The sequence below is a fragment of the Enterococcus sp. DIV1279b genome (genome assembly GCF_050531515.1).
Classification (GTDB): Bacteria; Bacillota; Bacilli; order Lactobacillales; family Enterococcaceae; genus Enterococcus_D; species Enterococcus_D casseliflavus.
Genome location: NZ_CP172891.1, coordinates 1,649,460 through 1,671,084, shown reverse-complemented (window position 1 = coordinate 1,671,084; position 21,625 = coordinate 1,649,460). Strand labels below are relative to the sequence as shown.

Annotated in this window: 19 protein-coding genes; 1 reads left to right on the top strand and 18 read right to left on the bottom strand. The window is 42.2% G+C overall.

Features of this window, described 5'->3' with window-relative positions; all coding sequences use genetic code 11:
• Positions 1-45: 45 nt before the first annotated feature.
• From IGI71_RS07740 to IGI71_RS07730, 3 genes are all read right to left on the bottom strand, one after another.
• Positions 46-780 carry a metallophosphoesterase family protein gene (locus IGI71_RS07740; protein WP_005231330.1) on the bottom strand — a complete coding sequence of 245 codons (735 nt, stop codon included), beginning with the start codon at positions 778-780 and terminating at the stop codon, positions 46-48.
• Positions 781-945: 165 nt separating this feature from the next.
• The gene (locus IGI71_RS07735; RefSeq protein WP_015509625.1) at positions 946-1,317 is read right to left on the bottom strand and encodes a VOC family protein; all 372 of its coding nucleotides are present in this window, start codon (positions 1,315-1,317) and stop codon (positions 946-948) included.
• 22 nt (positions 1,318-1,339) lie between these two features.
• On the bottom strand, positions 1,340-1,753 hold the full coding sequence (locus tag IGI71_RS07730; RefSeq protein ID WP_005225990.1) for a DUF1149 family protein: 414 nt from the start codon (positions 1,751-1,753) through the stop codon (positions 1,340-1,342).
• Between the two features lie 213 nt (positions 1,754-1,966).
• Here IGI71_RS07730 and IGI71_RS07725 point away from each other — a divergent pair, with 213 nt between their 5' ends.
• On the top strand, positions 1,967-3,262 hold the full coding sequence (locus IGI71_RS07725; protein WP_430616291.1) for an ISL3-like element ISEfa11 family transposase: 1,296 nt from the start codon (positions 1,967-1,969) through the stop codon (positions 3,260-3,262).
• 105 nt (positions 3,263-3,367) lie between these two features.
• Here the strand turns inward: IGI71_RS07725 and IGI71_RS07720 are convergent, their stop codons facing one another.
• From IGI71_RS07720 to pcrA, 15 genes are all read right to left on the bottom strand, one after another.
• The gene (locus IGI71_RS07720; protein ID WP_005235759.1) at positions 3,368-4,420 is read right to left on the bottom strand and encodes a SepM family pheromone-processing serine protease; all 1,053 of its coding nucleotides are present in this window, start codon (positions 4,418-4,420) and stop codon (positions 3,368-3,370) included.
• Complete coding sequence (gene coaD / locus IGI71_RS07715; protein WP_128488720.1) at positions 4,410-4,904, bottom strand: pantetheine-phosphate adenylyltransferase; 495 nt, start codon at positions 4,902-4,904, stop codon at positions 4,410-4,412. Before coaD ends, IGI71_RS07720 begins: the two co-directional genes overlap by 11 nt.
• Before the next feature lies 1 nt (position 4,905).
• Complete coding sequence (gene rsmD / locus IGI71_RS07710; RefSeq protein WP_430616290.1) at positions 4,906-5,460, bottom strand: 16S rRNA (guanine(966)-N(2))-methyltransferase RsmD; 555 nt, start codon at positions 5,458-5,460, stop codon at positions 4,906-4,908.
• A gap of 100 nt (positions 5,461-5,560) precedes the next feature.
• Complete coding sequence (locus tag IGI71_RS07705; RefSeq protein WP_005225986.1) at positions 5,561-5,905, bottom strand: YlbG family protein; 345 nt, start codon at positions 5,903-5,905, stop codon at positions 5,561-5,563.
• A complete protein-coding gene (locus IGI71_RS07700; protein WP_005225985.1) occupies positions 5,892-6,320 on the bottom strand; it encodes a YlbF family regulator in 429 nt (142 codons plus the stop codon). The genes IGI71_RS07705 and IGI71_RS07700 overlap by 14 nt, the downstream gene beginning before the upstream one ends.
• Entirely contained in the window at positions 6,307-7,437 is a 1,131-nt protein-coding gene (locus tag IGI71_RS07695) for a CAP-associated domain-containing protein (RefSeq protein ID WP_015509623.1), read from the bottom strand. The genes IGI71_RS07700 and IGI71_RS07695 overlap by 14 nt, the downstream gene beginning before the upstream one ends.
• A gap of 15 nt (positions 7,438-7,452) precedes the next feature.
• Positions 7,453-10,881 (bottom strand): pyruvate carboxylase, encoded by a 3,429-nt coding sequence (locus IGI71_RS07690; protein ID WP_430616289.1) that lies wholly within the window; start codon positions 10,879-10,881, stop codon positions 7,453-7,455.
• Positions 10,882-10,903: 22 nt separating this feature from the next.
• On the bottom strand, positions 10,904-12,067 hold the full coding sequence (locus IGI71_RS07685; protein ID WP_430616288.1) for an FtsW/RodA/SpoVE family cell cycle protein: 1,164 nt from the start codon (positions 12,065-12,067) through the stop codon (positions 10,904-10,906).
• A 2-nt stretch (positions 12,068-12,069) separates the two neighbouring features.
• Positions 12,070-12,369, bottom strand: coding sequence for a YlaN family protein (locus tag IGI71_RS07680; protein ID WP_010748186.1), 300 nt, complete (start codon positions 12,367-12,369; stop codon positions 12,070-12,072).
• A gap of 370 nt (positions 12,370-12,739) precedes the next feature.
• Positions 12,740-13,774: a diacylglycerol kinase gene (locus IGI71_RS07675; RefSeq protein WP_010748185.1), complete on the bottom strand. Its 1,035-nt coding sequence runs from the start codon at positions 13,772-13,774 to the stop codon at positions 12,740-12,742.
• A gap of 10 nt (positions 13,775-13,784) precedes the next feature.
• On the bottom strand, positions 13,785-15,215 hold the full coding sequence (gene gatB, locus IGI71_RS07670) for an Asp-tRNA(Asn)/Glu-tRNA(Gln) amidotransferase subunit GatB (protein WP_005225979.1): 1,431 nt from the start codon (positions 15,213-15,215) through the stop codon (positions 13,785-13,787).
• On the bottom strand, positions 15,212-16,684 hold the full coding sequence (gene gatA / locus IGI71_RS07665; protein ID WP_010748184.1) for an Asp-tRNA(Asn)/Glu-tRNA(Gln) amidotransferase subunit GatA: 1,473 nt from the start codon (positions 16,682-16,684) through the stop codon (positions 15,212-15,214). Before gatA ends, gatB begins: the two co-directional genes overlap by 4 nt.
• Entirely contained in the window at positions 16,684-16,989 is a 306-nt protein-coding gene (gene gatC / locus IGI71_RS07660; protein ID WP_005225977.1) for an Asp-tRNA(Asn)/Glu-tRNA(Gln) amidotransferase subunit GatC, read from the bottom strand. The genes gatA and gatC overlap by 1 nt, the downstream gene beginning before the upstream one ends.
• A 214-nt stretch (positions 16,990-17,203) precedes the next feature.
• Positions 17,204-19,234: an NAD-dependent DNA ligase LigA gene (gene ligA / locus IGI71_RS07655; protein WP_081117063.1), complete on the bottom strand. Its 2,031-nt coding sequence runs from the start codon at positions 19,232-19,234 to the stop codon at positions 17,204-17,206.
• 13 nt (positions 19,235-19,247) lie between these two features.
• The gene (pcrA, locus tag IGI71_RS07650) at positions 19,248-21,491 is read right to left on the bottom strand and encodes a DNA helicase PcrA (protein ID WP_034857801.1); all 2,244 of its coding nucleotides are present in this window, start codon (positions 21,489-21,491) and stop codon (positions 19,248-19,250) included.
• Between the last annotated feature and the right edge of the window lie 134 nt (positions 21,492-21,625).

The following is a 21,625-nucleotide window of genomic DNA, read 5'->3' as shown; positions in this document are numbered from 1 at the left end:
CGCGACTCTTGTTATGGCTGCTTCTGTCTTTTCTCAAAAAGACTTTTAAAAGTCTGGTTGCCAAGGACCTGCTAAATTTTGGTATTCGATGTCCTGAACGATCCCTTTGTCATCAAAAATCACGCCATGCACCGATCCACCAAATACTGCCCCGCCATCGATGCCGATTTTGTCGTCTTGTTGCCATAGATCCGTCGTCTGCATATCTCCATGCAGCATGGGCGTGATGGTATGGCCAAAAACGATCGTTTTTCCTGTACGGTTTTTTCCTTTATGAAACGGCTCGCGAATCCAGATAAAATCATGGTCTGCGGTCTTACGCCAATCTTTTTTACTTAAATCCACGCCCGCATGAACAAAGAGATACTTTCCCCATTCGTAATAAAGCGGTCGCTCCATCAAAAACTCTATTAAGTCTCGATAGCTACTGCGGATCATTAAGGCGATTTCCGTCGGCGAATACTCCTCAGTAGCGCCTGTATGCAAAAGACTTTCAATCGTTTCTTTGCCGCCATTGCGTACGTAAGCGGCAAACCAATCCTCAGGGGCATTTAGAAATTGCAGAAAATACTCTTCGTGATTGCCGCGTAAATAAATCGCTTGGTATTCTTCGACTAACTTTTTTCCCAGAAAAAAACACTCTTTTGACTTCGGCCCCCGATCATTTAAGTCACCAATCAAAAGCAGCTGATGGAGCTTAGGGTCATAATCGGTAAGAAGTTTTTTAAACAGATCGGCCATTCCATGAATATCACTGATTGCATATAGATAGTTTTGCATAGTCATTTCCTCCTTAAAGGCAATTGATTCTCTTGTTATCAATTTTAGACCTTTGCCTGTAAAATGTCTTGCAATAAAACGAAAAAACCAACCATTTGTCCTGAACAGTACGACAACATAAAGTCGGGTTCAAAAGGACGAATGATTGGTTACGATCGACAAAAGCTATTTTCCTGATACAGCAAAATAATTGCCATCCGGATCGGCAAAATTGAAAACCAGTTGTTCTTCCATCTGAATCAATTCACCCACTTCTGCTTCCATCTCTAAAAGCTTCTTATAAAGTATCGTAATATCTTCTGCAAAAAACATGATCGATGGGGAATTCAAAGCGACTTCAGGTGAATGTGTTTCGATAAACTCACGGTCATATAAGACAAAATGTGCCTCCGCCTCTTTTGATGGCGCGATTTCAACGACGGATGTTCCATCAACGGTTTGTTGTTCAATGATCACAAACCCTAGTTCTTGCCAAAACTCAACTGCTTTCGTCACATCGTCAACGTATAGCATCACTTGCATTTGATTGGAAAACAATGGGCATCCCTCCTATTTCTCGTTATTCGTCTGCTTCCTTCGCTTCTTGCGCAGCGTTCGAATTGGTATTAAAGTTCAATTGTAAACCTGGTTTGTCGGTCACGATCTCTGTCACTTCATAAGTCAAGCGTTTGACGATATCAAACAAGGGCTCAACCAAGCGATCAGTTTCGGCTTTCGTCAAATCCTCTCCAGAATTGACTTTGCGATTCAAAATATGATTGACTTGTCCGACACGTCCTGACAAAACGTAATCAGGGAACACCAATTGGAATTCTAAGCGGGCACCAATAATACTGTTTTTTTCCATATATTCTTCATCTTTGACTTTTAACGGCGCAAAGCCGACATTCAATTTTGTTTCCATTTCTTTGTCTTTCGGTTTCATATCAAAATGATATGCTTCAACGATCGGTTGTTGTCTTTTTAATTCCACTAGATTCACACTCCTTATTTAAAAGTATAGCATAACCTTTTCTTTGATCCTACTGTATTCTTTAGACAATAAAAAAAGGCTCTATAATTTATGGGACTGATGAATCAGAATTGATTCTTCAGCCCCATTTTCATTTTAGGTATTAAAAAACATATCGTTCTCTAGTATGATTAAATCACCACAAAATAAACAACTGAGAGGACGATATGCTATATGAATGATTCTATCAAAAAAATGCTGAGAATAATAGAGAAAGATTTGATGATTACAGAGGTCTCTTACGAGACCCTTCAGAAGAAAAAGACGTTGGTCGTCGATGCTGTTCTCTCGCCTACTCCTCGTGCTTGTAGAAGTTGTGGTTCTACTGTGGTAGATGGAAACGGGAAAGCAATTATAGTGAAAAATGGAAAAAAGGAAACGATTGTCCGTTTTGAACAATACAATCATATGCCTTTGGTTATGCGCCTAAAAAAGCAGCGCTATACCTGTAAAAACTGCCGCACCCATTGGACGGCTCAAAGTTATTTTGTCCAACCCAGACATTCAATCGCAAATCATGTTAGATATAAAATTGCTTCTTTACTGACTGAAAAAGTATCTTTATCTTTTATTGCGAAAAGCTGTCAGGTATCTTTGACCACCGTTATTCGTACATTGAAAGAGTTTAAAAGCTATTTACCAAAACAATCTAAGAAGATTCTCCCAAGAGTATTGATGGTTGATGAATTTCGTTCGCATGCTTCCATAGAAGATAAAATGAGCTTTATTTGCGCAGATGGCGAAACAGGAAAATTAATAGATGTTTTGCCTACGCGTAAATTACCCCGATTAACAAGCTATTTCTCAGGTTGTACCAATCCGGAAGAAGTAGAATTCTTGGTGGCAGACATGAACGCCGCCTACTTCCAGCTCACCAAACGTGTTCTGCCAAATGCGAAAGTAGTGATTGATCGGTTTCATATTGTCAAACACATGAATCAAGCGTTCAATGAGTTGCGTATCCGTGAAATGAATGAACTTCGTAAAGCAGGACAGAAAAGCCAAGCAGAAAAACTGAAAAAGAACTGGCGCTTTTTGCTAAAAAATCGTGCAAACATCAACCATTATGAATACAAAACATGGAAAAGTTTCCGAGCGCCAAAATACCCATTTCTTACTGAAGCAATGATGATTGATCGATTGCTTGAGTTTTCTGCGCCCCTAAAGGAGGCGTATCCCTTTTTTCATGAATTAGTTGAAGCCTTTCGAGACAAAGACCCTGACTTATTTTTCTCCTTATTAGCAGAACTTCCCGAAACGTTGGATGACAGCTTTCGGGAAAAGCTTCAAAACCTTCTGACCTATGAAGAAGGCATCACCAACGCAATGATCTATCCTTATTCCAATGGAAAAATAGAAGCGAAGAATAACCACATAAAGACAATGAAACGAGTATCCTACGGATTTAAATCATTCGAGAACATGAGAATTAGAATCTTTTTGATCAATCAATTAATCAAAGTAAGATAACAAAAAATCTGAGCCAGAATGAGGTTCATTCTGACCCAGATTTGATTTTGCACAACTCATCAGTCCTTATTGACAAAGAGCCTAAAAAAAACGGCAAGTGCCGTTTTAATTTGCTTCTTTTAGTGTTGCTAGGTAGTCCAATGCATCTTGGACATTGGCGATCGGAACGATTTTCATGTCTGTGTCTAACTTCTTCGCTGCTGCCACTGCCTCTTCGTAATTCGTTTTAATGGAAGGATCTATTTCACGCTCTTCATCAGTGATTTCATCGTCCGGAGCAAAAAAGATTTCTGCTCCACTTTCGCTGGCACTCGCTACTTTTTTGTCAATCCCACCGATTCGACCAACCGTCCCATCAGCTGAGATCGTTCCGGTTCCAGCAATATTATGGCCTTTACGCAAGTTATCTCCAGTTAGCTGTTCATAGATTTCAAGGGTGAACATCAACCCAGCTGAAGGCCCACCGATATTGCCAGAATCGATCACGATCTCTTCATCAGAAGTGATCTCTGTATGATCGACGAGTGAGATACCGATACCTGCTTTTTGATTGCTTTCCAGTTCAATTAATTTGCCTGTTGCTTCTTTTTCTTCACCATCTTGCAAGTAAGTTACGGTGATCTCATCACCAATGGTTTGACTTTGTACATAGTCGATAAAGTCTTGGCTACTTTTAAATTCTTTGCCATTGACAGCGGTGACGGTATCTCCAACGGATATTTTCCCCGCAAAACTGGAATTTGGATCGATCCCCATGACATAGACCCCTTTATAGGTCATTTCATAAGGCAAGTCTGCCAGCTTTAATGCTTGCTCAATCGCACTATTTTGCGAGGATTCCATATAATAGCGCTGGATGCGATTGTACTCCTCATCTGTCGCACCGCCTAAAAGTTCTTCCTCACTGATCAAGTCTTGAAATTCATTGAATTTTGTTCCAATCGCCGTAAACACGGTAGCCTGTCGTATCCCGACACTGGTTAAAGAAAAGGAGCCGGCTGAGGTGTCTTCTTTTTGATTGACGGTAATCAATTCTTTTAAATCGATCGTTGCACCAGGTTGCTCGATATAATAAGGAATCGGCAAAAAGGCACAGGCTGCGATGATCAGTGCTAAAACAAACAAGAGAACATATTTGATCGTTGATTTAAGATTCATTGGTATCACGCTTCTTTACTATAGCATCGTAGATATTTTGTGGTAAATATTCCGCAACATCGCCGTTAAAGGTTAAGATTTCTTTCAACAAACTGGAGCTGATGAAACTATGCTTTGCATCTGCTAAAAGAAAGACGGTCTCCAGGGAAGGTTCTAAGTGATGATTCATTTCCATGATGTCCCGCTCATACTCATAATCTTTCACACTGCGAATGCCTCTAAGCAGAAACTTGGCGCCTAGTTTTTTCGCGATCGTGACCGTCAGCTCCGTTTCTTGCGCCAGAATCTTGACGTTTGGAATATGAGCGAGGGCTTCTTCAATTAGATGAACTTTTTCTTCACTTGTAAAAAAACTTTTTTTATTGGTATTTGTAAAAACACCCACGATCAGTTCATCAAAAAGCGTTGCGCCTCGCTCAATCAGATCCACATGACCTGACGTCAGCGGATCAAAACTTCCTGGAAATAAAGCAATCTTTTTCATGTTATCCCTCATTTCTATAGATCGTCACCGCAGATGTGCCATAGGTTTGGGCGCGCATCAAATGCAAAGAACCAATCTTTTCTGGCAAGACGATGGACTTATCTGTTTCGCAAACCACATAAGCAAACGGACGAATCAATTCATCCTTAAGCATAGCTTCTAGCTGTTGCAGGATCTCTTGCTTTGCGTAAGGTGGATCTAAAAATAGATAGTCAAAGCTTTGTCCCTCAGCTGCAAACTGGCGTAAGGCTTGATTGGCATCCATTTTTAGTACCGTGAACTTTTCTGGTTCTTTGGTTATTGCAATATTTTCACGGATCACTTTGATAGCTGGAAAACTACGGTCGACACAAACGGCATGCTCCGCACCACGAGAGACCGCTTCGATCGCTAAGCCCCCGCTCCCACTAAACAGATCCAGTACAACTCCTCCATCTAAATATTGCCCTAACATGTTAAAGATCGCCCCTTTTACTTTGTCTGTCGTGGGGCGAGTGTTATCTCCAGCAAGACTTTTTAATCTGCGGCCACCATATTCTCCGGCTACTACACGCATGCGTTTTTCCCTCCAAGATCTTCGTAAATACAAATATAGCACTGTTTCTATAAATAGCAATAAAAAAATGGCGGTGACTCAAGGCACCCCCACTTTTCTATTACACGTTTTCTGCCAATCGAATCATCGTATTTTTTTCTTCGATATCAAACCCTTCATCTTTCACTGGATAGGCTGCTGATGTACCAATTTTTTCAGCAAAATCCATTTCGACATCTGGTCGATAGGAAGCTTCAACTTGTCGAACAAAGTGAAACTGCTCGATTTTTGTTTTTTTGCTTTCGTATTCTTCTTCGTTCAAATACATGACCACGTATTTCATTTTGCGTGACACATAATGAACGAAGCCAAAACGACGCAAATTTTTTAGTTGACGTAGGCTGTAGACCCATACGATCAATCCTCGACGCTTCTGCATCGTAAAAGGCGTTTTATCCTCGTGCATGACAATTTCCTCCACAACTTGATTTTGATTGAAAAAAAGGACTTCCAGCATCCACTTTGACAGTTGGTGAAAAACACGTAGAGATCGCTACGGTCAGTTCATCCAGCAAACGCTGCAGCTGCGTTTCACTCCAGCGGTACTCGCTCACTTGCTCATTGAGATCCAGCTGTCGCTTAGCTGTGCGCATCGCACGCTTTTTCTCTTTGAAATCAGGGGCATATGCGCCGTACGCTTCAATTCTTTCAAAATCCAGCTTTTTTTCTAAAAACGTTCGCATCAATTCCTGAGCAACAGGATCTTGATGCATGGTTTGTTTCGCTATTTGATAGTTTCTACACGTTTCACTCGCTTTGATTGCCGTCACAAGTGAATCGATTTGATCTTCAATCTCGAAAAAGGCTTCATCGTAAATCATCTGATGTACTATCCTCGGTCCCTTCTACATCTTCTTGCACTAAGACTACCATATTTGCTTCAGAAAAAGCAATTCCTATCTTTTCTGATTGTTCATGGGTCAAACGTTCAGTAAATCTTGGGTTACTGAACCAAGATAAAATAGTAAAGGTTGGATCATAGACAGGCGCTTCAAAAATCGAAGCAGAAGCCTCTAACTCCTTCGCTGCTAATAACTCCTGCCACTCATCGTTCGTCAAAACAAAATTACTCGTTTTTTCCGAAGAAAGAGCACGTTGATAGGAATGGATGCGTTGAGAGGTCAAATGATCCGATAGATTATTCGTCAAATCTGCTAAAAGTCCGACCGCATCTTGATGCGTCTGGGTATCTTGTACAAAGCTTTCTAAACCGATTTGATTACGAAGCTTATCAATAATGACAAAGGCTAACGTCTCTTTTTCAAGATCAGCTTGTGCTTGGTCAATCGTTTGCGAAACTTGAAACAGCGGTCGTTCTCCTTCTGTCAAGGGATAGGGCGCTAACTTAAGCAGGGTCGTCTGATCCAAATAAGTGATCGCCTGCAGTTGAGCCGTCTCTTGATCAAAGAATAAAACAGCAAATGTCCCATTATCAAACGCTACTAAGGGTCGGTAGTTCATATCTTCTTCCATCAATTCAAAACTGATGGTGCGATCATTTTGTGTCAAGGTAAAATTTGGATAAATCATGGTCAGCTCAGTCAAGTCAGTCAAGGTCATGCCCATTGCAAAGGGCGCTAGGGAAGATCCCCCGGCGCCGATCACTTTGATTGCCTGCACACTCTCACCATCAGTATTGATCTCAACATATTGCTGATCGTCTAATTGATTGTAGACCCGAATTTCAAACTCGTAGCCCGAGCGATACGTTTGAACTGGAAGCCCGTAGATTTCTTCAAAATCAGAAACAGGCTCCCCAATCAATTCAGCTAATCCTTGGGCTGCGATTGGTTCATAATTCATGGTCGTTGGTGCTTTGATTGGGTTTTCGATCGTCATTCTTGAATCTGAAGCGTTTTGCATGAATACTGGCTGCAAATACACGATTATCAGGGCTAGGACAAATAAGCCGCAAAATAATAATCCCCTTCGCTTCATCTGCTGATCGACTCCTTATTTTTCTTTGACTTCAATCAGAAGGTCTCCTGACTGGATTGGTTCCCCATCGGTTACGTAAACATGCTCAACTACACCAGAGAAGCGAGCTTCGACGGAAGTTTCCATCTTCATCGCTTCAGTGACCATCAACGTCTGTCCACGTGCCACTCGATCACCTTTTTTGACTAATACTTTTAAAACTGAACCACTCATGGAGGCACCGATTTGTTCTTTGTTCGTTGGCTCTGCTTTGCGTTTTGTTTGAACAGAACTGATGATCGAACTATCTTTCACAACGATTTCTCGTCGTTGACCGTTTAAGTTAAAGAAGAGGGTCCGATTGCCTTCGATATCTGGTTCACCGATTTCATCGAGACGAATGATCAAGATTTTGCCTTTTTCTAATTCGACATTGATCGTTTCGCCTAAGCGCATACCATTAAAGAAGGTTGGTGTATCAAGGACTTTTACATCGGCAAACTGCTCATACGCTTTTCGATAATCAAGGAAGACTTGCGGATACATCAAGTAGCTCAAGACTTCTTCGTGTTTTGGTTCATAGCCGATTTTTTCGGCTAGTTCTTGTTTCACTACGGCAAAATCAACTGGTTTGGCAAAGGCTCCTGGACGTTCCGTAAAGGCTGGGCGTCCTTTTAAGATAATGCGTTGCAATTCTTTCGGGAAACCACCGACTGGCTGACCTAACTCGCCTTGGAAGAAGGTGATCACTGATTCTGGGAAACTCAATGTATCGCCTTTTTCAAAAATATCTTTTTCTGACAAGCCATTTTGTACCATGAAGAGCGCCATATCGCCCACGACTTTCGAAGAAGGTGTCACTTTCACGATGTCTCCAAACATCATATTGACTTCATGATACATTTCTTTGATTTCATCCCATTTTTCGCCTAAACCAACGGCTTTGGCTTGCTGCTGGAGATTGGTATATTGTCCTCCTGGCATCTCATGCTTGTACACTTCCGTTTGAGGGGCGTTCAAGCCATTTTCAAAGGAATGGTAGTACATGCGGACATCTTCCCAATAGTGATTCAATTGTTGGATATTATCCACATTGATCTCTGGGCAACGCTCGCCGTTTAAAAGAGCATAATACAAACTACTCATACTTGGCTGACTCGTTGCGCCACTGATAGCTGACATAGCGACATCCACGATATCAACGCCAGCTTTGGTAGCTGCTGAGTAAGTGATAATCCCATTCCCGCTGGTATCATGCGTGTGCAGATGGATCGGTACATCGATCGTATCTTTTAACTCACTGATCAAACGATAAGCCGCTTGCGGTTTTAATAATCCAGCCATATCCTTGATCGCAATAATATGGGCACCAAGATTTTGCAATTCTTTTGCCATATCTTTGTAATATTGTACCGAATATTTTTGGCGGGATGGATCATTGATATCCCCTGTATAACAAATCGTCGCTTCTGCAATTTTCCCCGTATCACGAACAGCTTGGATACTTTTTTCCATTTGTGGGACCCAGTTCAAACTATCAAAGATTCGGAATACATCGATTCCTTGTGCCGCAGATTCTTTGATGAATTCTTCCAAAACATTGTCTGGATAATTGGAATACCCGACAGCGTTGGAGCCTCTAAACAACATTTGTAAGAGTGTATTCGGCATTTTTTTCCTGAACATCCGCAATCTTTCCCATGGATCTTCTGTTAAGAAACGGTATGCAACGTCAAAGGTTGCCCCACCCCACATTTCACTTGAGAACAATTGTGGTAGACCAGCTTCCGTCATCGCGGCAATTTTCTTAAAGTCATGGGTTCTTACACGAGTTGCCAACAAACTTTGATGGGCATCTCGGAAGGTTGTATCCGTCAGTAAGACATTCTTTTGTTGACCGATCCATTCAACGACACCCTCGGCACCTTTCGTATCTAAAATATTTTTGGCGCTGACAAAATCAGGCGTTGCTTGGATGTGTTGTGGCATCCGTGGTTCATTGTAGAAAGGTTTCTTTTGTTTTTCGATTCCCGGGAATCCATTGATCGTGATTTCACCGATATACTTCATGGTTTTGTTTCCACGGTCACGAATCCGAGGGAAATTGAATAGTTCTGGCGTATTGTCGATAAAGGTGGTTTTGGCTTCACCTGAACGAAAGGCTGGATGAGAAACAACATTACGCATAAAGAGAATGTTTGTTTTTACACCACGTACTCGGAATTCTTTCAGACAGCGCATCATTTTTTGAATTGCTTGGTCGAACGAAGCAGCATGCGTACAGACTTTTACAAGTAGCGAGTCGAAATAAGGGGTTACCACTGCACCGGCATAAGCATTTCCGACATCTAAACGAACCCCAAACCCACCTGGAGAGCGGTAGGTATCGATCTTACCAGTATCTGGCATAAAATTATTCGCTGGATCTTCTGTCGTCACGCGGCATTGGATCGCAACACCCTCAAAGCGAATGTCTTTTTGTTCAGGAATTCCGATTTCTTTATGCAAGTCTTTGCCTTGTGCAATCAAAATTTGTGTCGTCACGATGTCTAAATTGGTGATCATTTCAGTGATCGTATGTTCCACTTGAACCCGTGGGTTTACTTCGATAAAGTAGAATTTGTCGCCCTCTACTAAAAATTCCACGGTTCCAGCATTGATATAGCCGACATGCTTCATTAGTTGAACGGCTGCTTGGCATATTTTTTCCCGTTGTTCATCAGTCATTGACACACAAGGTGCCACCTCGACTACTTTTTGGTGGCGGCGCTGAACCGAGCAATCACGTTCAAATAAGTGAACGACGTTTCCGTGCGTATCTCCTAAAATTTGGACTTCAATATGTTTTGGATTACTAATGTATTTTTCAACGTAGACTTCATCGCTACCAAATGCCGCTTTGGCTTCACTTTTGGCACGTTCGTAGCCGTCTCTTGCTTCTTTTTCATCATGAGCGACACGCATGCCTCGCCCACCGCCCCCAAGGGCTGCTTTGATCATGATTGGATAATCATGTTCGTTTGCAAAAGCTAAAACGTCATCGATCGATGCAACTGGACCGTCAGAGCCAGGAATCGATTGAATCCCTGCCTCGATCGCTGCTGCTTTTGCTTTGATCTTGTCGCCAAAAATATCTAAATGATGGGTGGATGGTCCGATGAAAATCAAACCTTCTTCTTCACAGCGTTGAGCAAATCCCAGATTTTCTGATAAAAAGCCGTATCCAGGATGGATTCCTTCGGCACCGGCCTTTTTCGCCGTGCGAATGATATCTTCAATGTCTAAATACGCATCGATCGGACGTTTGCCTTTCCCTACTAAATACGCTTCGTCTGCTTTAAAGCGATGGACGGAGTATTCATCCTCCGCAGCATAAATTCCGACAGTTTTGATCCCAAGTTCCGCACATGCGCGGAAGACACGGATCGCGATTTCTCCACGATTGGCAACAAGAATTTTCTTCATCTAATCCACTCCATTCAATTGATCAATAATTCAAATAAACCTGTTTCCTCTTTTCTTCGGCACTGATATTTAACACAAAACCGATACAAATCGATAGCATCAGCAAGCTTGATCCACCTTGACTTAGAAATGGGAAAGTAATTCCCGTCAACGGGATCAAACCAGTGATTCCACCTAAGTTGATAAAAATCTGAGACATAAATAATGTCCCTATCCCTATACACATCATGGAATTAAAGGGATCTCTTGAACGGATACCGACAAGAAAGATTCGTCCCACCATATAGAACAAAACACCTAAAATGATGATCGATGGGATCAGCCCTAATTCTTCCATAACGATCGAAAATATATAATCGGTGTGCGCTTCGTTTAAGAAGCCACGTTTTTGGATACTATTTCCAAGCCCGCGCCCGAACAGCCCACCGTTGAACATTGCGTAATACCCATTCACCATTTGATGACCTGTATTGTATTCATCAGCAAACGGGTTCAAAAAAGATGAAAAACGACTATAGACATAGTCGGGTAAAAGCTTACCACCGGTTAGATTCACAAACAAGACGATCAACATACTACCGATAATACCTGCCACACCTAATATTAAGGTATACAGGTAATTCAATCCGCTAGACAATAACACGACAAATGCCAGCAACATAATGATTACAGCATTCCCTAAGTCGGGATAAAGTGCCATGATCCCGGTGTAGACAAAAACGATTCCGATTGGACGCCAAACCGTTTTCCAAAATTCTTGTTGGATACCTTTTTGACGATAAGATAGCGTCACCGATAAAAACCAAATCACAATAAACTTTAAATACTCTGCTGGTTGAATGGAAAAGCCAGCAATCGATAACCAACCGAGTGCCCCATTTCTTCTTGGGAAAAAGAAGGCAGCGATCAATAAAAACAAGATGACGATCATGGCGATCTGGACAAATTTTTTGTTCCGAAAAACATCCGTTTTCATTTTATACATGACAGTGATCGCTATTAGGCTCACCAACCAAAATAATGTTTGATTGATGACGTAAGAAGCAGCTGTGGTCGGTTGTGTGGCGGTCATCGCAACGTAAGATGTGGAACTATAAACCATCATCAAGCCCGTGACACACATAACAATATATGGTAATAAAATACTATAATCTAATAAATGTCTTTTCTTAACTTTCTCTGGCAAGTTTATGCCTCCTTGCCGATGTCAGGTGTCCGCTGGTCCTCGTAGACCTCGCTATACAATTGGTTCAAATCTTTTTCAAGATCCGCCATCAATTGCTGCCCTGTTTGATTATCAACGATCCCCAAGCGGATCGCAAATGCCACTTGTCGTGATAGACCATACATCTGGGTATCAACCACTTCTTCAAATGCTTTGCATTGTGCGATACATAAACTATTTTCTTGGTTTCGGATCAGCTTTTTGATTCGTTCTGCGTCATCTCTCAGCAGATCAAGCGCTTTTGTAGAATCGATTTGCTCCATTCCGGTCCCCCCATTTCTTCGTTTCACCATTATAGCATATTCTTATTCGCTTTTGCATCCATAGATTGGATAGAAATGCGGAAATAACGAACTTTAATGAGCATATATTCGAAAAGTTCGCTTTTTGATGATTATCATTCGTGTTTTGGAAATTTTATTCGTTTTATTTATATGATCCGCGCTCGATCTCGTGAAACAAAGACGAATCGTGAAACACTTTATAAAAAACGACCTTTACTAAATTTTAAGAAAAGCTATTCTATCAAGTATTCGAAAAAAAATCGGTGCCTGCTTTTCCACAATTACGTTTTAAAAAAAGAACAGGTCCAAAAGTCCCTGTTCTTTCAACTCGCATGAAAAGAAAAATCGTTTACTTTGTTTCGTCGCCGATCTTGCCATCCCCATTGATGTCCTCATCGGAAAGACGTTCGACTTCTTTAATAAAACCTTCGCTCATCTCTTGATAATTTTGCTCACCAACGACCGCATCGTCAGGGATTTGATCGACATTTGCAAAAAACTCAATATGATTGTGTAGGTTTTCAAAGCGCATAGGAGCATCTCCGCCGTATTCGCCATCAAGGTTGATCATTAAACGATTGACCTGTTCTGGTGCGTCTACTTCAAGAAAAGATGTTTTTGTATAAATCAGACGACGATCGTTGATGTGTTTTCCACCATTCATCATTAAAGCAACTAAGTGGACGATCTCAAAAATATTGGCCGTTTTGACAATGATCAGCGAAAATTTCCCATCGTCAAGCTTTGCATCAGGCGCAATCTGTTCAAAGCCCCCCACTGAATTCGTCAGCCCTAAAAAGAACATCGACGCTCCGCCAATGTATTCTCCGTCTTCATACTTTAGATGCATTTTGATTGGTTTGACACGAGGGAGTAATTCCGCTCCTTTTGCTAGATAAGCTAAGTAGCCAAAAACACTTTTCAGTTCAGAAGGAACATCGTAGGTCAATTCCGTTAAGTGCCCACCAGCAGCAATGTTGATAAAATACGTGTTGGGTGTTTTTCCGACATCCATTTTCACTGTCTGCTGCTTCAAAATCACTTCCGCAGCTGCTTTGATATCCGTACGGGGAATCTTTAGCGCTCGTGCGTAGTCATTGGTCGTGCCTCCAGGAATGATCGCCATTTTTGGTCGCTTTTCTAAAGGAGCGATCCCATTGACGACTTCATTGATCGTGCCATCCCCACCGGCAGCTACCACCAAATCAAAACCAGCTTCGCCGGCTCTTCTTGCTTCATCACGAGCGGAAAATGGCGCAGCGGTCGTGGCAAATGCACTCGCCTCATAACCGCCAGTTTCCAAAACATCTAAAATATCTGCTAAGTTTTTTCGAATCAATTCTTTCCCAGATGTCGGGTTGTAGATTACTCTTGCTCTTTTCATCGCTTGCCTCTTATCGCTTTGCTAGTTCTTCTTGCAACAGCTTGTTCACAACGCCTGGATTCGCTTGTCCTTTGGTTGCTTTCATGATTTGACCAACTAAGAAACCGACTGCGCGGTCTTTTCCGTTTTTGAAGTCATCGACGGATTGTTGGTTATTATCTAATACTTCATTGATCATTGGTAGTAATTGCGCAGGATCTGATAATTGGATCAATCCTTTGGCTTTTACGACTTCTTCAGCGTCGCCGCCGTTTGTGATCAACTCTTTGAAGACTTTTTTCGCAATCTTCGAACTGATCGTGCCATCGGCGATCAAACGAATCATTCCCGCTAAATTGTCTGGGGTTAATTTCGTTTCTGGCAGTTCCAATTTCTCGCTGTTCAGATACGCTGAAACTTCACCCATCAACCAGTTAGAAGCTTGTTTAGGATCAGCACCAGCATCGATGGTTTTTTCAAAGAAATCGGACATTTCTTTTGATAAAGTCAAGACCATTGCATCATATTCTGGTAAGCCCAATTCAGAGATGTAACGGGCACGACGTTTTTGCGGCATTTCTGGCAAGCTTTGACGTACACGTTCGATCCATTCATCATCGATCACAAACCGTGGGATATCTGGTTCTGGGAAGTAACGATAATCAGAAGAACCTTCTTTGACACGCATCAATAAGGTTTTGCTGGTTGCTTCATCAAAACGTCGAGTTTCTTGTTGGATCTCGCCTCCAGAAAGCAATACTTTGGCTTGGCGTTTTTCTTCAAATGCCAACCCTTTTTTCACGAAGGACATAGAGTTTAAGTTTTTCAGTTCTGTTTTTGTTCCGAATTGTTCTTGGCCGTATGGTCGCAACGAAATATTCGCATCACAACGCATGGAACCTTCTTCCATCTTCACATCGGATACTTCTGTAAACAAGATGATTGAACGCAACGCTTCTAGATACGCATATGCTTCTTCTGGTGAACGCATATCCGCTTCGGAAACGATCTCGATCAAAGGGGTTCCTTGACGATTTAGATCAACATAAGAATAACCGCCTTTGCCGTGCATGTTTTTCCCAGCATCTTCTTCCAAATGAACTCGCTCGATGCGAATCTTTTTCTTTTTGCCTTCCACTTCGATCTCGATCCACCCATCATGACCGATCGGTTGATCGAATTGCGAAATTTGATACGCTTTTGGATTGTCGGGATAGAAATAGTTTTTGCGGTCGAAATGCGTTTCTTTTGAGATTTCACAATTCAGCGCAAGCGCAGCTTTCATCCCAAATTCGATAGCCGCTTTGTTCATTACTGGTAAAACACCTGGATAGCCCCAGTCGATCACATTCGTGTTGCTATTTGGTTCAGCGCCAAAGTGAGCAGGTGCTGGAGAAAAAATCTTTGATTCTGTTTTTAATTCTACGTGGACTTCAAGCCCAATGACTGTTTCGAAGTTCATGCCTTATCCCCTCCTAAAATCACTGGTTTTTTCGTGTGGAAATCAGTTGCTTGTTCAAAGGCATAAGCCGCTTTATACATGGTTGCTTCATCAAAATGTTTCCCAATGATCTGCAAGCCGACTGGCAGTCCTTCAGAAAAACCTGCTGGGATCGACATCCCTGGCAGTCCTGCTAAGTTCACAGGAATGGTTAAAATATCATTCAAGTACATGGTGATCGGATCATTGATGTTTTCTCCAATACCAAATGCTACCGTTGGGGAAGCTGGGCCAATGATCAAGTCGTATTGGCTGAAGACCTTATCGAAATCTTGTTTGATCAACGTCCGTACTTGACCGGCTTTTTTGAAGTAGGCATCGTAGTAGCCAGCACTTAGTGAAAACGTACCTAACATGATCCGGCGTTTTACTTCTTCCCCGAATCCTTCACTGCGAGAATTGACATAGACATCTTCTAGATTGCTGACATTTTCTGAACGGAAACCATAACGAATACCGTCAAAACGTTGCAAATTAGAACTTGCTTCAGAAGAAGCGATGATATAGTAAACGGCTACCCCGTATTTTGAGTGTGGCAAGCTGACTTCTTCCACAGTCGCTCCTAACGCACGGAAAGTGTCCGCTGCTTTTAAGATTGCTTCTCGAACGCCTGCTTGGATCCCTTCACCTAAGTATTCTTTTGGCAAAGCGACTTTCATACCTTTGATATCACCCGTCAAACCTGCTGTAAAATCAGGAACAGCAGCGCCTGCTGACGTACTATCTTTCGCATCAAACCCACTGATGGCATTTAATGCAAAGGCATTGTCTTTCACACCACGCGTCATCGGACCAATTTGATCTAAAGATGATGCAAACGCGATCAGACCAAAACGAGAAACCCGTCCGTACGTTGGTTTCATCCCGACGATCCCATTGAAAGCTGCTGGTTGACGAATCGAACCACCCGTATCGCTACCTAATGATAGGGGGACTTGTCCAGCTGCAACGGCAGCTGCCGAGCCACCTGATGAACCACCAGGTACTTTTGTTTCGTCCCAAGCGTTTTTCGTTTTCTTAAAGAACGACGTTTCGGTACTTGCGCCCATGGCAAATTCATCCATATTTAACTTACCAACTGGAATCATGTCCGCTTGGTAAACTTTGTCCATAACGGTCGCATCGTAAATTGGATCAAAATTACCTAAGATTTTTGAAGCAGCTGTTGTCCGCAAATCTTTGGTAACGATGTTGTCTTTGATTCCAATTGGAATTCCCGCCAACACATTGCTTTCAGTGATGCCTTTTTGATCGATGGCTTGTGCCAATTCCTGCGCTTTTTCTTCATTCAACGCTAGAAACGCATCGACTTTCGGCTCTGTTTCTTTAATGCGAGCAAAGGTTTCGCTCGTTAAGTCTGTTGCAGTAATTTCCTTTGACACTAATAAGCTGTGTAATTCTTCTAAGCTTTTTTTATATAATTCAGTCATTAGGCACCCGCCTCCCCATTATCAATGATTGCAGGCACTTTGATAAAGCCTTCTTCGGATTCTGGAACATTTTTCATTAATTCATCACGGTCCCAGCCGCCGGTCGTTACATCTTCACGCATCACGTTAATCGTTTCTGCGACATTCGATGTGAATGGTACTCCTGTGGTGTCCACTTCTTCAAGTGTTTCAACCATATCAATAATTTTCCCTAGCTGAGAGGTAAACTCATGTAATTCATCGTCTGAGAATGAAAGTTTTGCTAGTTTGGCAACATGTTTGACTTGTTCTTCGCTGATCGCCATAAAATCCTCCTCTTTCTCGTATCCGTAATCTACGTTTACGTTTTTCCAATGTATTGTATCATTTTTTTAACAAATCATGAAATAGAATTTGAAAATTATCAAATATAATTGCAAATAAAAGCAGAAATCATTTCTTTCCTCGTAGTGCAGGGAAGAAATGATTTCAATTAGACAAGAAAAAACAACTGCTTCTCGTCTGTGACATGCTTAAAGGTTATTGATCTGCCGAATGACTGCCTTCGATCGCAGCCACCATTTGAGCTTCATCCCAAACGGTGACACCTAGGGATTGTGCTTTGGTCAGTTTGCTGCCTGCCTCTTCCCCAGCAACAACGATATCGGTCTTTTTCGATACACTCCCTGTTACCTTCCCACCGAGATTTTCAATTCGTTCCTTGGCTTCTTCACGAGTGAAGTGACTTAATTTTCCTGTTAAAACGACGGTTTTCTCTTTAAATGGTGATTCGACGTCTTCCAACTGTTCATTTCTAAGCCCCAAATAAGCAAAGTTGACACCCGCTCTTTCAAGTTCATCTAACAGGTCGTGAACTTCTTGATTGTCAAAATACGTGACGACACTTTCAGCAATCGTTGCGCCGATAGCTTCTAGCGAAATGATTTCTTCTTCCTTGGCTTTGCTGAGCGCCCGCAGATCACCGAAATGTTCTGCTAAAATCCGAGCCGCTTTCGCACCGACATGACGGATGCCTAGCCCAAAAATCAAACGTTCAACCGAATTTCCTTTACTTTGATGAATCGCCCGCAACAGGTTATTGGCTGATTTCTCTTTGATTTTATCAAGGGTCAACAATTGTTCTTCTGTTAAAAAGTACAAGTCGGCCACATCTTTAACTAAGGATTTATCGAACATTTGCTCTAAAACACGGGGCCCTAAACCGTCAATGTTCATAGCATTCCGTGAAACGAAATGGCTGAGTCCTTCTTTGATCTGTGCTGGACACTTTGGATTGATACAACGCAAGGCAACTTCTTCATCTAAATGGATCAGCTCACTCCCACATTCGGGACAATGTGTAGGCGATTCAAAGGGTTGACTTGCTTCTGTTCGTTTTTCTTCCAAGACTTTCGCAACCTCTGGAATAATGTCCCCCGCCTTATAGATGATGACCGAATCGCCAATGCGGATGTCTTTCATTTTAATGAAATCTACATTATGGAGACTGGCACGGCTGACCGTCGTTCCAGCAACACGAACAGGGGTCATAACAGCGGTCGGTGTCACAACACCCGTCCGTCCCACGGTCCATTCGATCGTTTCGATCACTGTTTCCGCTTCTTCCGGTGGAAACTTATATGCTGCCGCCCATCGGGGTGCTTTTACGGTAAAGCCTAGCGCATCTTGATCTTTGAAATTATTGACTTTGATGACTACGCCGTCAATCTCATAGGGAAGCTCACTGCGCTTGTCATGAAACTCTTCGATATATGCCCAAACCTCATCGATGGTGTGACACACTCTGCGTTCGTGATTTGTACGAAAGCCTAATTGATCCAGTTCATTCAATGCTGAAAATTGATCATTGGCTTCAATTGGTCCAAAGTCAGCTAGTGTGTACAAGAAGGTGCTTAAGTTTCTTTGGGCTGCGATCCGTGTGTCTAATTGTCGCAAGCTTCCAGCCGCTGCGTTTCTAGGATTGGCAAAAACTTCCGCCCCTTCTTCTTCTCGCTGTTGATTCAATTTCAAAAACGAAGCCTTTGGCATATAGCATTCGCCACGAACTTCCAACGAGATCGGTTCTTTTAATTTCAGTGGAATCGATTTGACGGTCTTTAGGTTTTCTGTAATGTTTTCACCTACCGTACCATCTCCTCGAGTTGCTCCACGAACAAAGCGCCCTTCTTCATATTTCAAGGAAATTGACAATCCATCGATCTTTAACTCGCAGACATAATCTACCGCTTTCCCCAGTGCTTTTTGAACACGGGCATCAAAAGCCACGATTCCTTCTTTGTCAAAGACATCGTTCAGGCTATATAGCGGAATATCATGCGTGACCTTTTCAAAGCCAGGTAAAATGATACCGCCTACTCGTTGGGTGGGTGAGTCTTCGGTTACTAGCTGCGGATAATTGGTTTCAATTTCAACCAGTTCTGCATATAGCTGATCATAGAGATAATCTTCCACGGAAGGCTGATCTTTTACATAGTATTCGTAAGCATACTGATTTAATTGTGTGCGCAGCTCTTCTGCTCGTGATTGGATTTCTTTTGAAGGGACATCCATCCTAATATCCTCCTTATTTTTCAACTTTTTCAATCGGCGCAAAGGCCGCCAACAATCGTTTGACTCCTTGTTGTGGGAACGCCACATCTAATTCAACATCTTGCGCGCTGCCAGTCGTCCGAACGACGGTACCGATTCCCCATTTTTTATGTTGAACTTTCTCGCCAACTTGCCATGTATTACCAGCTGCAGAAGTCTGTTGTTTAGAAGCGACAGTCGTTTGACGCGGCTGTGTATAGCTCGGTTTGAACACTTTTGGTTGAAACGGTGCAGCAGCTTTCGGCTGTGAACGCTCGCCTAATGATTGCAGCAGATCTTGTTCGATCTCTTCGATAAACCGAGACGGACGATTGTATTGGGTCCGACCGTATAATGTTCTGGAAAAAGCGTTGGTCATAAAGAGCTCTTCCTCGGCACGAGTGATTCCCACGTAAGCAAGGCGCCGTTCTTCTTCGAGCTCGCTTTCTTCCATTAAGGCACGAGAAAGCGGGAAGATATTTTCTTCCAACCCAATCAAAAATACCACTGGAAACTCTAGTCCTTTTGCAGCATGCAAGGTCATCAAAGTCACTTGACTACTTTCTTCTTCATAACTATCGACGTCTGACAATAAAGCTAAGTCATTTAAGAAAACACTCAACTTCTCATCTGGTGCATCTGCATCGTCTTCGTTTTGCGCCTCAAATCGTTTGTCGAATTCTTGGGTAACCGATAAAAATTCTTCCAAGTTTTCAAGTCTAGCTTGTGCTTCTAAATTATTCTGGTTGACTAACTCTTGACGATAACCCGTTTTTTCTAATATTTCTTTTGTCAGTTCGGTTACTGATAGGTAAGGAACCATCTGGGCGAAGCCATCCATCATCATCCCAAAGCTTCCTAATTCTTTGCCAGCCTTTCCAGAAATATTCGCTAACTCGACGTTCATGGCTGCTTCTAACAATGACCATTCATGAAGATTCGCAAACGCTCGTAGTTTCTCGACGGATGTCGCACCGATCCCACGTTTTGGTACATTGATGATACGCTCTAAGCTGATGGAATCTCGCGGATTGGCGATCGCCGATAAATAGGCCAAAATATCACGGATTTCTTTGCGGTCATAGAATTTTCTGCCGCCGACCATCGTATAAGGAACGTTGGCTTTTAAAAGCATTTCTTCAATGATCCGTGACTGGGCATTGGTCCGATACAATATCGCAAAATCACCGAATTTACGGTTCTTTTCTGCAATTTGTTTTTGCATTTCACTGACGATAAATCGTGCTTCATCTCGTTCACTATCCCCGCGATAATAAGTGATCTTTTCCCCATCATGATTTTCTGTCCATAGATTTTTATCTGGACGGTTGCGGTTATTTTTGATTACTTGGTTTGCCGCATTTAAAATCGTTTGCGTTGAACGATAGTTTTGCTCTAACAAAATCGTTGCGGCATCTGGATAGTCCTTTTCAAAGTCTAAAATATTTTGCATGTTGGCACCACGCCAACCGTAAATACTTTGGTCCGCATCCCCAACAACACAAAGATTTCGAAAACGAGCGGCCAATAAATTGACCAGTGTGTATTGGGCGTGGTTGGTATCTTGGTATTCATCGACATGGATATAGTGGAATTTCCGTTGATAAAATTGCAGCGCATCTTCATTGTCTTGGAAGAGGCGGATCGTATTCATGATTAAATCATCGAAGTCCATGCATTGATTATTGCGCAGCTCTTTTTGATATTTTTCATAACAACGACCTACGATCTGCTCAAATAGACTACCTTCCATGGCTTGGTAAGCTTCAGGTGTCAACAGCTCGTTCTTGGCATGAGAGATCGTTCCCAAAATAGAACGAGGATCATATTTTTTGGGATCGATATTCAATTCTTTTAATACCCGTTTCATCAGTGTATTTTGCTCAGAAGAGTCAATGATGGTAAAATTCTTCGAATAGCCAATACGATCAACGTCCCTGCGCAAGATTCTGACACACATCGAGTGGAAGGTTGAAACCCAAACGTCTTCTCCACCCGATCCTAATAGTTGACTGACCCGTTCCTTCATTTCACGTGCCGCTTTATTGGTAAATGTGATGGCTAAAATATTCCATGGATTCACATTTTTTTCTTCTATTAAATAGGCGATTCGGTGGGTTAGGACACGGGTCTTCCCGCTTCCTGCACCTGCCATCAGCAGCAACGGTCCTTCCGTATGAATAACGGCTTCTTTTTGCCGTGGGTTCATGCGTTCAAGTAATTCACTTTTGGATGACATGATTTTAAACATCCTTTCTTTCTCAATCTTCTCAATTATAGCATTATCCGGGAAAGGGGAAAACCGAACGCTTTGAAAACTTTTAATTAAAAGCGCTTTGATTTTTTCCCTTACGATTCATGCGATTTTTTCAA